This window comes from Rossellomorea vietnamensis (assembly GCF_008180615.1).
Taxonomy (GTDB): Bacteria; Bacillota; Bacilli; order Bacillales; family Bacillaceae_B; genus Rossellomorea; species Rossellomorea vietnamensis_D.
Map to the genome: position 1 here is coordinate 11,348 of NZ_VTEH01000005.1, position 12,276 is coordinate 23,623.

Sequence of the window (12,276 nt, forward strand, 5' to 3'; positions counted from 1 at the left end):
CGTAAAGAAGGTTTGCGGCCCAATATCTCTCAAGCTGGGCCATCTCACTGGCCCGTAAAGAAGGTTTGCGGCCCAATATCTCTTAAGCCAGGCCATCTCACTGGCCCGTAAAGAAGGTTTGCGGCCCAATATCTCTTAAGCCAGGCTGTCTCACTGGCCCGTAAAGAAGGTTTGCGGCCCAATATCCCTTAAGCCAGGCCGACTCACTGGCCCGTGAAGAAGGTTTGCGGACCAATATCCACTGAGGCAGTCGATCTTGTTGGCCCGTAAGTTCTGTTTGCGGCCCAATATCTCTCAAACCAGGCGATCTCACTGGCCTGTAAAGAAGGTTTGCGGTCCAATATCTCTCAAGCCAGGTCATCTCACTGGCCTTTAAGATTTTGAGAAAGAGCATCTTTATGGATTTATGCACGCGATTCCACAGCAGCGGACATTAATTTTGTTAGGCACACCATTATCCTGCCGCGCGGATCTTTTAAATAGATATGCTTATACCATAATCCAACAAAATATTATAACTTATGCAGGGGATTTCCAGAACTTGTCGTATTCTTACAATATACTACAAGAGATGAGGAAGATCTGATGCTTGCTGAAAAGCTGTTATTGCACGTTTTTGTCATACTGGCTCCTATTTTGGTGTACACCTCCTTTTTTGAAAACCGGCGCATTGGACAGTCACCATATTTTATAGGAATGATGTATGGAGTTTCAGCTGTATTGTGTCTTACTGTTTCATACTACAGCTATGGTCTATATTGGGACCTTCGCTATGTTCCTCTGGTTCTTTCCGTTTTATATGGAGGTCCTGTCGCAGGGGCGATCACCTTTATTTCGATTATTGGAGCAAGGACTTTTATGAGCGGAGATGCTCTGTTGTTTGGCTATATCAGTGCCAGCCTTGCTGCATCCGTTCCGTTTTTGTTTGTAAAGCGGTTTTGGAGGTATCAGGCTAGGAAAAGAATTATAACAGCTATCTGGCTGGGGATTTGGCCATCATTTATTATGTTTTCAATCTTGATTTCCTGGCTGATTTTTTCCAGGAATCCTGTCGATGATCTTCAGGAATTAATGTTATATGTCCTTCTGTTTGGCGTGATCCAGATTGTAGGCATCGGTTTTGCTTCCATGCTTCACGAAGCTGTTATCGAAAGGCGCATGATGAGGAAGGAAATGCAGCGTGCTGAAAAGCTGAATACCCTTGGAGAGCTGGCTGCTTCCATAGCCCATGAAGTAAGGAATCCCCTTACTGTGGTAAAAGGGTTTCTTCAGCTGATGAAAAGCCAGGAAAAAAAGAATGATAATTACCAATATCTCAGCCTGGTGTTGAGTGAGCTCGCCCGGGCTGAAGCGATCATTAATGATTACTTGAATTTTGCCAAACCGCAGTTTGAAAAAATTGAAAGGCTGGAACTTTCTTCAACCATGTCTGATGTCATTGCCCTTCTTCAGCCCTTGGCGATGAAGCAGGGCGTTGGATTGGACAGCCAACTGGAAGAAGAAGTATATCTTCACACAGACCGCAACCAATTCAAGCAGGCTCTTGTCAACATAATTAAAAATGCCATAGAAGCTACTGCGCTTGGGGGAAGAATCAATGTTATCCTATCGTCTGATGGTCAGGATGTGAAGATTACTGTAAAAGATAACGGAAAAGGAATGACCAAAGAGCAGCTCAGCCGGATCGGCACCTTATTTTATACGACTAAAGACAAAGGAACAGGACTGGGGACGATGGTATCGCTGAGGATCATCGAGGCGATGGAGGGGAAAATCACCTATAAAAGCGAACTTGGCAAAGGGACTGAAGTCAGAGTTGCCTTGCCTATGAACAGACACTACCAGGGAAGAGGAGACATACGTCTTCATAAAAAATTAAATAAGGAGCAGGGAGCCGGGGAATTAAAATCATTTGAATAGAATGGACCGCCTTGCCTGTTGGTAAGGAAAAATCGTCCGCGGGGACTTTCATCAGCTTTTCGTCCAAGGTTATTTTGGTGTAAATACTGTTTTACGGAGAAATTCCAAGACCTGTTTTTCGCTTGCTTATCGGGGTATTTCCAGCGAGTTATGTTCAATGGCCTTCAACCTTTCCTAACTGCTAAAAAAGGAGCGCGGAATCATACGATTCCGCGCTCCTTTTAATGCTTTAAAGCGCTAAGAGGGACAGTCCCTTTTAGCGCTGTAATGTATTAAAGTCACTACTTCAGGCTCCTGCTTTGTCACCTTCTTTATTTTTGATGAACATATAGAAGGAGGCACTGAAAATGATAATATAGCCAGCTATGCTCAGGATGTCCGGGATCTGACCGAACAAGACGATGCTGATCAGTGCTGAATATACGACGGTTGAATAGAAGAAAATCGAGATTTCCTTCGCTGGGGCATACTTATAGGCAATCGTAATTCCAAACTGTCCTAAGGTCGCAAAGATACCGGCAAGTATCAGATAGATGAGCTGCCTGGTTTCCATTGGTTCATACCACATAATCACAAATGGAAGCAGGACGACTGTGGAAAAGAAGGAAAAATAGAAAACCACGGTATAGAATTTTTCTTTTTGCCCCAATACCCGAAGAACGGTATAGGCTCCAGCGGCAAAAACGGCTGACAAAATGCCTGCCAAGTATGGAATCGTATCAACAGAAAATTCAGGTTTGATAATAAGCAAAGTTCCAAGAAATGCGATGATAATAGCAATAATTTGAAATCTGCGAGCCGTCTCTTTCAGAAAAACAGCTGAAAAGATGATCGTCAGAAACGGACTTAATTTATTGAGCATGTCCGCATCTGATAAGACAAGTTCATCAATCGCATAAAAGAAAAACACGATTCCCAGGGTACCCAGTGCTGAACGAAGAAGAAGGAATTTCTGATTCTCTCTCTTACCAAACAGCCTTTCCTTGTAGTAAATCACAAACCCGAAAGATATGATGGCAGAAATCAAGTTCCTGAACAGAGTTTTTTGGACGGTGGGCAAGTCGCCTGAAAGCTTAACAAAAGCAGCCATCATGGCAAAGCCGAATGAAGAAACCAGCAGGAGCAGGATTCCCTTATTTCTATTTGTCATGTTGTCCTCCCAAACGATAGATTCGTTACTATGCAGTACTTCTTAAAAATTGGTAAAAAAGAAACTGCCTAGGGTGGCAGTTTCAATACGAAGTTATTTTCCAAAAATACTATAACAAATGAGCTACTTAAAAGAAAGCTTCTGGCTCCGGGCTTTTAGCAGGCCTTCAAACTTAGGAAAGAAAAACTGGACGATGAATCCAAGGGAAAGAGTCACAATCACCGTACCAATTCCTACCGCACCTCCAAACGCAACAGCAAGAGCAAGGGCCAATCCTTCGCTGATCAGCCGAGAGCTGCGCAGGCTCAATCCAAACCTTTCAGAAATGGCGATCATGACGGTGTCCATCGGGCTGGAGGGGAACTTTGCCTGCAAATACACTGCAATCCCGACACCAAGCGCGAGAATTCCAGTCAAGAGGGCTGCCGATTGAACACCGAGGTGGTCAGGGGCGAAGTTTTTTAAACCGATCAAAAGCCAGAAATCGATCATCAATCCAATAATGAAGATAGAAAGCGCGGCGAGGACCTCCGGTTTCCGTTTTAGCAGAAACGCATTAATAAATATAAGGATGATTCCATTAATGAAGACGCAAGTACCGACCGTAATCCCGAATGTGGTGGATTCCCCGACGGCAAGGGCATCCCATGAAGCGGCTCCCAAATTGGCTTTGATGATAAGGGCAACCCCTAATGTGAGTATCATTAATCCAACAAAGAAAAAGACTGTTCGTTCTCTCATATAAAACTTCCTTTTATCAAATATTTTTACGAACACATAAAAAATGCGATAATGAATATATTACATACCCTTTTTTAGAAAAGCAATGTGAAAAGAGATTGAGTTGCTTTACTGCTTTAAACCGCTAAAAGGGACAGTCCCTTTCAGTGCTTTAGAAGGCTAAAGTAACCGGGAAGAGTATACTTGTCCCTCTCTGTGAAATATATGTAGTAACGCCTAAATTATACAAAGGATAGGATGAAATCATGAAAGAAATCATATTGACCGTGAATCCAAAATTAGAAGATAAATTTAAAAAAGGTTTTCCGCTTATCAGCGGAGATGCCCTTGCCTCCACGGCAGGACTCGAAGAAGAAGGAAGCATCATCAAGCTTGTGGACAGGCGCAAGCAATTCATCGCCAGAGGCTATTATGGCAAGCAGAATAAAGGGCTGGGATGGATTTTGAGCTGGAAGGAGCAAGAACGGATCGACCAGGGCTTTTTTGAAAGAAAGCTGAACAACGCGATCAGCCAAAGGCTTGGTTTTTACCAAAGTGACGAAACAAATGCCTTTCGTGTATTTAACGGAGAAGGTGATGGTATAGGCGGACTCACTATAGACTATTTTAACGGCTATTATCTGATCAACTGGTATAGTGAAGGCATTTATCAATTCAAGAATGATATTATTCTTTCGCTGAAGCAGCTTGTTGATAGTAAAGGCATCTACCAGAAGAAGCGGTTTGCTCAAAGCGGAAAGTATATAGATGATGATGATTTTGTCACGGGTGAGCGAGCTGAATTTCCTCTTATAGTGAAAGAAAATGGAGCTAACTTTGCCGTATATTTAAACGATGGAGCCATGGTGGGTGTTTTCCTCGATCAGCGGGATGTAAGGAAACTGATCCGGGACAAGTATGCGGAAGGAAAAACGGTTCTCAACACCTTTTCTTATACAGGTGCATTTTCCGTCTTTGCTGCCCTCGGCGGAGCGGTGAAGACAACTAGTGTTGACCTGGCAAACAGGAGTGAAGCCAAGACCATCGAGCAGTTCAGCATAAATGGAATTGACTACGAGGAGCAGGATATCATTGTTATGGATGTCTTCAACTACTTCAAGTATGCCGTGAAAAAACAGCTCAAATTCGATATGGTCATCCTCGATCCGCCGAGCTTTGCGCGTTCGAAAAAGCATACTTTTTCAGCAGCAAAGGATTACACCGATCTGCTGAAACAAACCATAGCCATTACGGAGAAAAATGGAATCATCGTTGCCTCTACAAATGCAAGCAGCTTTGATATGAAAAAATTCAAAAGCTTCATTGACAAAGCGTTCAAAGAATCAGGAAGTGCCTATAAATTGATGGAGGAATTCTCCCTTCCTGAAGATTACCGGACTATCAGCCAGTTCAAACAGGGAGATTACCTGAAAGTGGTTTTCATTCAAAAGATTAAGTAATTAACATACGTGATGAACGAATACTGTCCAAAAGCAGCTGCCGGTTATCCTGTCCTGCCATTAGTCCTGCAAAACAATAAGCTTTGAAAAAAATGATTTGACATCAGTGAGATGGAGAGGAGGAACCAGGCTTGAAGGAAGTGAGAGTTTCTGTAAGGAATCTAGTTGAGTATGTTTATAAAAGCGGCAGTATCGATCAGAGATTCCACACCACCTCCTCAATGACTGAAGGAACCCGTCTCCATAAGAAAATCCAGAAAAACTACAAAGAGGGAGACCGGGCAGAGGAGTTCTTGAGCACTGTCCTCACTTTTAAAGATTTGACCTTCATAGTGGAAGGCCGATGTGACGGACTGATTTTTGAAGGTGAAGACGTGATCATCGATGAGATAAAGTCGACTCGTTCCAATTTGGATGACATGGCAGAGGATTCATACCCGGTTCACTGGGCGCAGGGGAAGTTCTATGCTTTTATTTACGCCAAGGATCATGATCTTCAAGAGATTTCGGTCAGGCTTACATACATCCACGTGGAAACAGAAGAAATGATTCATTACCTGAAGCGCTTTACGCTGAAGCAGCTTGAGGACTTTGCGTCAAACACAATTGAAGTTTACTATCCTTTCGCTGAACTGCTGACCACCAACAAGGAGAAACGGAATGAATCAGCCAAGGAGCTTCAGTTTCCCTTCAAAGAGTATAGAAAAGGCCAGCGCCATCTTGCAGGAGCTGTCTATAAGACCATAAAGGAAAAGAAAACCCTATTTGCCAACGCGCCGACCGGTACAGGGAAGACCATCTCTACGATCTTTCCAAGCGTAAAGGCGTTGGCGGAAGAATCAATAGACAAACTCTATTATTTAACAGCAAAAACGATTACGAGGACAACGGCAGAAGAAGCTTTTGAAATGCTTGAGCAAAAAGGATTGGCGGCCAAAACGCTTACCATTACAGCCAAAGATAAGGCGTGTTTAAAGGAAGAGGGCCTCTGCCAAAGTGACTCCTGTCCATTTGCTGAAGGCTATTACGACAAAATCAATGAAGCCGTAATGGATATAATCAGGAATGAAACAAGGATGACCAGGCAGATCATAGAGCAATATGGAAGAAAGCACAGAGTCTGTCCATTCGAATTTTCCATTGATCTTTCCTATATAGCGGACGCAGTCATATGTGACTACAACTATATCTTTGACCCGCGGGTCTCCCTGAAAAGATTATCTGATTCACAGAAAAAACGGACTGTCCTCCTCACAGACGAAGCCCATAATCTTGTAGACAGGGGAAGGGCGATGTTTTCAGCCGAGCTGGAGAAGTCTTCATTCTTAGAACTTAAACGCAGTTATAAGGAAAAGAACAAAGAGCTATATACGGTCAGCCATGAAATCAATCGTTTTTTTATCAGTTTGAGAAAACAGTATGAGGAAACAGGAAAGGCAGTTTATAAAGAGGCTTTTCCTGAGCTGGTGGAACTGCTTGAGAGATTCATAGGCAGTGCTGAAACAGAGCTGGCGGGACAGAGCGGGGAAAGCACCTTGCTCGAGACCTACTTTGCAGCACATAATTTTATTAAGATTTCCTCCTTATTTAATGAGGATTATGTTACCTATATTGATAGTGGCAAAAGAGAGACGATAATCAGGCTTTTCTGTCTGAATCCATCTGAACTTCTAAGCCGCACAAGCAAAAGCTTCTCATCAGCCGTATTCTTTTCAGCCACCTTGTCGCCATTTCCTTACTATTTCGAGCTGTTGGGCGGTGAAAATGAGGACTATCGTTTCAGAATTCCTTCTCCATTTCCAAAGGAAAATTCACAAGTTTTCCTGAAGCCGTTGTCAACAAGATACAGGGACAGGGAAAGGAGCATCCAGCCCTTAGTTTCCCTCCCTCAGGAATTAATGAAGCAGCGTCACGGAAACTATTTGTATTTCTTTCCATCCTACCGCTATATGAATGAGGTTTATGAAGCTTTTATGAAAAGTGATCCTGATGCTGATGTGCTTATCCAATCAGCAGGTATGACAGAAGATGAGCGGGAAGCATTCTTGCAAGCTTTTCATGCTGACAGAGTATCTCCTCTCATTGGATTTGCTGTTCTTGGAGGCATTTTTTCGGAAGGCATTGATTTGAAGGGAGACCGGCTCAATGGGGTGATCATTGTCGGAGTAGGGCTTCCTCAACTGGGGCCGGAGAGAGAGATTATCAAAGATCATTTCAATAAGCTCCATAAAAATGGTTACGACTATTCTTATATCCTTCCCGGTGTGAACAAGGTTCTTCAAGCTGGAGGCAGGCTGATTCGAACAGAGGAAGACACAGGTGTGATCGTGCTTGTCGATGACCGGTATTTGACCCCAAAATACCAGGGGCTGCTTCCGGAGGAATGGCTGGATTTTACGGTGATATAAATTAATCAAAAAATGACCTTTGGCTCGCTATTTACACATAAATTCAGTTGATCACGAAAAAAGCTTTCCCCAAATCGGAGAAAGCTTTTTTCTATCTATTATTTATTGAAAAGCAGGATCCATCAGCATGCGGTCAAGCTCTTCCATGTGGTGTGTTTCATCAGAGATAAGATCGTCTAATTTAACAACCAGCTCAGTTAATCCTAATGCTTCTGCCTGTTCTTTACGCACTTTGTAGCGGTCAATCGTTTCTTTCTCAGCTTGACGTGCTGCCTGAAGCATTTCCTTCACATTATCAGTCTGCTTCACAGGAGCCGGAGTCGTTGTTGGAGTACCGCCTAGTGTTTTGATTTTTTCAGCCAAGTATAGGGCGTGGCCTTGTTCATCACCGACTTCTCCTTCAAAGAAAGGCTTAAGCACTGCGCGATGCAGACCTGAAACGACTGCAGCATAGTTTGTGTACATGATCTGTGCTGTATATTCGTTTGCTAAATCTTCATTTAACCCATCAATTAATTCTTGTAAATTTTGTTCCATCTCAAAAATCATCCTCCATTTAATTGCTGATATTTTATTAATACCCCTTTAATTCGAGATTAAACTAGCTCTTAAAAAGGTGCGGCTTATAAATTCCAAGGGTTTTGCAAAGACTATGGTCGAATATCAAAGCTGCGGCTTTGGGTTTCAGAAAAGAATATAGTGGAGGGAACCAAAATGAGTAAACAAGGCAAGATGAATCCAGACCAAACCTCAAAACAACTGGCTAAACAGCAAGGGAAGAATGATGTCGAATTCAGCACTGATGATTTTCAGGCAGGGAACAGTCATAGTCAAAGCCAAAAAAAGAGCGGACGACAAAAAAACAAAAAATAAAATGAATACCATTGCCTTTGATGGAAAATCCTATGAGTATGTTAAGGAGGTGTGGAGACATGTCAAGAAGAATTGGAGTAGAAGAATCTCTTCAAAATGTTGTACAAGCACTTCGTGAAAAAGGTCATGATGTCGTGGAATTGAAGCAGGAGACTGATGCACAAGGCTGTGACTGCTGTGTCCTGACTGGACTGGATTCCAATGTCATGGGGATTGCAAACGTGGTCACTCAAGGTTCTGTTATCGAAGCAAACGGCTTAAGCGCTGACGAGGTTTGTCAGCAGGTGGAGAGCAAACTGCGCTGAAAATGAAATTTAAAAAGCGAAATCAAAAGGGTACCATACATAACCTTTGATTTCGCTTTTTTTGTATAATCATTAACACTTTGCTATTTCAGAGACATTCACACTGATAAAGACATTTGATTCTGTTGTAAATACTCCCGGAGCAAGTCAGGTGCTGTCAGGTAGAGAAGTCCGTTCCCTTCGAGTGATTTAGGATAGCCCAGTGGGATTGTCCGTTTAACAAGCTGGGCGTAAATTTCACATTCCGACAACTTTCTATCAAAACTGGACTCTTCAAGAAGCTTTACCAGAGCTATTGCCCCTGACACATGGGGTGCTGACATTGATGTGCCGCTGAATTTGGCAAATTTACCTCCAGGAATGGTGGAAAGTATCTTTTCTCCCGGAGCTACGAGATCAACTTCATTATTAGAGTTGGTGAAATAGGAAGAATTTCGCTCAAAGTCAATGGCCCCGACTGAAATGACCTCATTGTAGCAAGCAGGATAAGAGAGCTCATCAGTATCTGCGTCTTCGTCTCCTTCATTACCCGCTGCACAAACAACAGAGATATTTTGATCAACCGCCTGCTTGATCACCTCATGAAGAGGCTCATAATCAGATGGTCCGCCGAGAGACATGGAAATGATGTCTACCCCTTGATCAATAGCATACTGAATTCCATCCACGATCCAATCGTATCTTCCGCTGCCTTGTTCTCCCGCCAATACTTTAATAATCAGCAGGCTGGCTTCCGGAGCTACCCCCACTACTCCAGATCCATTTTCGTTTGCTGCTATTGTTCCGGCTACATGTGTGCCATGTCCGTTGTAGTCTGTTACGTTCTCTTCATTGCCATCATCATCATTCGTAAAGTTGCGGGTACCCACAATCCGTCCCTGAAGATCATCGTGATCTATATCACAACCTGTGTCCAAAACAGCGACCGTAACTCCTTTGCCTTTGACTGATTTCCAAAGTTTCGGGGCTTGTACCAAATCCACCCCCGCAGGCATTTCTGATGCAGTTTCCATGATTTCTTCTTTAACATAAGGAATTAATCTTACTGAACCCTTCATAAGCATTCCTCCTGAAAATCAAGATAAAAACTGAACTTTCAGAAAATATAACACAAATAGGATCATTTTGGAAGAGTGAAAAGTAATAGTTCGATAGTAGAGTGAGCTTATACGGCCCGCCCCATGCAGTCAGCGTACCTGGAGCGGAAATCAATTCAGCAAACTTTTCTGAAGAATGAATGCACTTTACAAGGCATGGGTATTACTTTCTCAGGAATTAATCTCGAAACATCTCAGCCAATTGCGTTATAATAGAAAGGAAGTCTAGTAACAATTTGAAAGAGAGTGGAAACTATGGGTCGTAAGTGGAATAATATCAAAGAAAAGAAAGCTTCAAAAGATGCAAATACGAGTCGTATCTATTCTAAATTTGCCAAGGAAATCTATGTTGTCGCCAAGCAGGGAGAGCCGGATCCGGAAGCCAATCAGCCTTTGAAGTTCGTTCTTGAGCGCGCCAAAACATATAATGTACCAAGAAATATCATTGACCGCGCACTGGAAAAAGCAAAAGGCGGCACTGAAGAGAACTTTGATCAGCTCCGTTATGAGGGGTTTGGTCCAAACGGATCGATGATCATTGTTGATGCTTTAACAAACAATGTAAATAGAACGGCTTCTGAAGTCCGCGCCGCTTTCGGTAAAAATGGCGGTAATATGGGTGTGAGCGGATCTGTTGCTTATATGTTCGATGCAACGGCTGTTGTGGGAATGGAAGGAAGGAGTGCCGAAGAAGCTCTCGAAATCCTGATGGACGCCGACGTTGATGCCAGAGATATCATTGAAGAAGATGAAGCTGTCATCATCTATGCGGAACCTGATCAATTCCATGCAGTTCAACAAGCTTTCAGAGATGCCGGAGTAACAGATTTCACTGTGGCAGAATTAACGATGCTTGCGCAGAATGACATCAGCCTTCCAGAGGAAACTCAAGCCGATTTTGAAAAATTGATCGATGCCATTGAAGACTTGGAAGATGTTCAGCAGGTTTATCATAACGTAGATTTGGGAGATTGATTTCCATCAATGCCCTTCCCACCTTGGGGAGGGCATTTTTATTGTATTTTAAGTATGTAAGATTTAACCATTACCCCGTCATTTACTGGTTCGAAATTTTTTTTAGGTTGATGTTGAAAGCCAATTTTTTCATACAAGCGGATTGCATCTTCCATGAATTCACCAGTATGAAGCCCGATATATTCACAGCCATTTTCTTCAGAACGGCGGATGCATTCTTCAATCAACTGCCTGGCAACCCCTTGTTTTCTTGCATGGGTGTCCACAGCCAGCATCCTGATTTCAGGATGGGCAGAAACGGTGAAAAGCCCTTTATAGGCATCAGTGTTACCTGGATACAACACTACACTTCCGACAATTTTCCCTTCTATTTCTGCAACTAATACTTCCGCACCGCCTTCTTCGCCGGAACCAGAAGAAATTGCACTTTTTAAGCCTTCCCAATGAACATCAGAAAGCTTTCGAGCATGTTCTTCATAAGCCGCAATACGCTGCATTTGAATCTGTTGAATCTCATGAACTTCTGATAAGCGTATTTTCATACTTATCCTCCTTTAAAATCTAACTAAGCAAGCGATTAAATATATTCAGGGTAGTCCTGCTTCTGAGAAAGACAGTCCGGCTGCTATACTTTTCTCTACTCTTCTTGGTTCTTCTTTCATTTGAAATTTTCCTTCTAAACATGGAAAAAAGGGCGGAGTGAAGGGAGGATAAGAATTTAGCTGCCTAGAAAACAACCAGGTTCATCACTCAGTTAAATAATTAGGCAACTATTGTTGGAGTGGCAAAGCATTTACAGGGGTTTTATTCTTAGTTCGCAAATCCATAGAGGAATAAAAAGAGGCAAGCACGCAATCCTGCGTGCTTGCCTTTAGACTCTTACAAATCAAGTACTTTCGGCTCTTCACCATTCTTATTCATCAAACGGTATTGAGTTGGATGAATCTCCAAAATGATTAAGTCCGGGTCGTCCGGTCCTTTAAACCATTTTTTCATTTCGTCACTCCAAAGCTTTTCTTTCAGGCTTTCATCTTTGCTGATCTGAACTTTTCCTTCGACCTCAACATAAGCGTCTCCGTAGCCTTCTCCTTCATATCCAAGCAATACATGGACATTTGGGTTCTGCTCAATTTCATCGGCTTTATGGGTTTCGCTGCTGGTAGGTGTTAAGAGTGTAAGGTCCTCATTGAAAAAAGTCATGTATCGAGAATGAGGTTTGTTTTCAACAACGGTAGCCAGCGTTCCAACCATGCTGTTTTCAAGGACATTCAGAACTTCTTGCTTCAAATCGGTTTGTGACAAAATCTCATCTCCTTTTGATTTATTTCACTTGTATTTATTCCTTTATAGGAGGATTTATAAACATGC

General features: G+C 42.7%; 12 protein-coding genes. 6 read left to right on the forward strand and 6 right to left on the reverse strand.

All coding sequences use genetic code 11. From position 1 onward, the window contains the following. Nucleotides 1–585: 585 nt before the first annotated feature. Nucleotides 586–1,920 carry an ATP-binding protein gene (locus FZC79_RS08775; RefSeq protein ID WP_148946440.1) on the forward strand — a complete coding sequence of 445 codons (1,335 nt, stop codon included), beginning with the start codon at nucleotides 586–588 and terminating at the stop codon, nucleotides 1,918–1,920. Between the two features lie 286 nt (nucleotides 1,921–2,206). Here the strand turns inward: FZC79_RS08775 and FZC79_RS08780 are convergent, their stop codons facing one another. Both FZC79_RS08780 and FZC79_RS08785 read right to left on the reverse strand, forming a co-directional pair. Beyond that, nucleotides 2,207–3,070, reverse strand: a complete 864-nt coding sequence (locus FZC79_RS08780; protein WP_148946441.1) for a DMT family transporter — start codon at nucleotides 3,068–3,070, stop codon at nucleotides 2,207–2,209. Nucleotides 3,071–3,193: 123 nt separating this feature from the next. After that, nucleotides 3,194–3,811 carry a YczE/YyaS/YitT family protein gene (locus FZC79_RS08785; protein ID WP_148946442.1) on the reverse strand — a complete coding sequence of 206 codons (618 nt, stop codon included), beginning with the start codon at nucleotides 3,809–3,811 and terminating at the stop codon, nucleotides 3,194–3,196. 245 nt (nucleotides 3,812–4,056) lie between these two features. Here FZC79_RS08785 and FZC79_RS08790 point away from each other — a divergent pair, with 245 nt between their 5' ends. Further along, the gene (locus FZC79_RS08790; protein WP_435873936.1) at nucleotides 4,057–5,250 is read left to right on the forward strand and encodes a class I SAM-dependent rRNA methyltransferase; all 1,194 of its coding nucleotides are present in this window, start codon (nucleotides 4,057–4,059) and stop codon (nucleotides 5,248–5,250) included. Nucleotides 5,251–5,381: 131 nt separating this feature from the next. After that, nucleotides 5,382–7,658, forward strand: coding sequence for an ATP-dependent DNA helicase (locus FZC79_RS08795; RefSeq protein WP_252183290.1), 2,277 nt, complete (start codon nucleotides 5,382–5,384; stop codon nucleotides 7,656–7,658). 102 nt (nucleotides 7,659–7,760) lie between these two features. Here FZC79_RS08795 and FZC79_RS08800 read toward each other — a convergent pair whose 3' ends face one another. Further along, nucleotides 7,761–8,195, reverse strand: coding sequence for a ferritin-like domain-containing protein (locus FZC79_RS08800; protein WP_148946444.1), 435 nt, complete (start codon nucleotides 8,193–8,195; stop codon nucleotides 7,761–7,763). 177 nt (nucleotides 8,196–8,372) lie between these two features. Here FZC79_RS08800 and FZC79_RS23055 point away from each other — a divergent pair, with 177 nt between their 5' ends. After that, a complete protein-coding gene (locus FZC79_RS23055) occupies nucleotides 8,373–8,531 on the forward strand; it encodes a hypothetical protein (protein WP_187442706.1) in 159 nt (52 codons plus the stop codon). A gap of 59 nt (nucleotides 8,532–8,590) precedes the next feature. Next, nucleotides 8,591–8,836, forward strand: a complete 246-nt coding sequence (locus FZC79_RS08805) for a YkuS family protein (protein ID WP_113930316.1) — start codon at nucleotides 8,591–8,593, stop codon at nucleotides 8,834–8,836. Between the two features lie 98 nt (nucleotides 8,837–8,934). Here the strand turns inward: FZC79_RS08805 and FZC79_RS08810 are convergent, their stop codons facing one another. After that, nucleotides 8,935–9,894, reverse strand: coding sequence for a S8 family peptidase (locus FZC79_RS08810; RefSeq protein ID WP_148946445.1), 960 nt, complete (start codon nucleotides 9,892–9,894; stop codon nucleotides 8,935–8,937). A gap of 294 nt (nucleotides 9,895–10,188) precedes the next feature. Here FZC79_RS08810 and FZC79_RS08815 point away from each other — a divergent pair, with 294 nt between their 5' ends. After that, nucleotides 10,189–10,908, forward strand: a complete 720-nt coding sequence (locus tag FZC79_RS08815) for a YebC/PmpR family DNA-binding transcriptional regulator (RefSeq protein ID WP_148946446.1) — start codon at nucleotides 10,189–10,191, stop codon at nucleotides 10,906–10,908. 38 nt (nucleotides 10,909–10,946) lie between these two features. Here the strand turns inward: FZC79_RS08815 and FZC79_RS08820 are convergent, their stop codons facing one another. Both FZC79_RS08820 and FZC79_RS08825 read right to left on the reverse strand, forming a co-directional pair. Next, nucleotides 10,947–11,450, reverse strand: a complete 504-nt coding sequence (locus FZC79_RS08820) for a GNAT family N-acetyltransferase (RefSeq protein ID WP_148946447.1) — start codon at nucleotides 11,448–11,450, stop codon at nucleotides 10,947–10,949. 337 nt (nucleotides 11,451–11,787) lie between these two features. After that, entirely contained in the window at nucleotides 11,788–12,210 is a 423-nt protein-coding gene (locus FZC79_RS08825) for a pyridoxamine 5'-phosphate oxidase family protein (protein ID WP_148946448.1), read from the reverse strand. Between the last annotated feature and the right edge of the window lie 66 nt (nucleotides 12,211–12,276).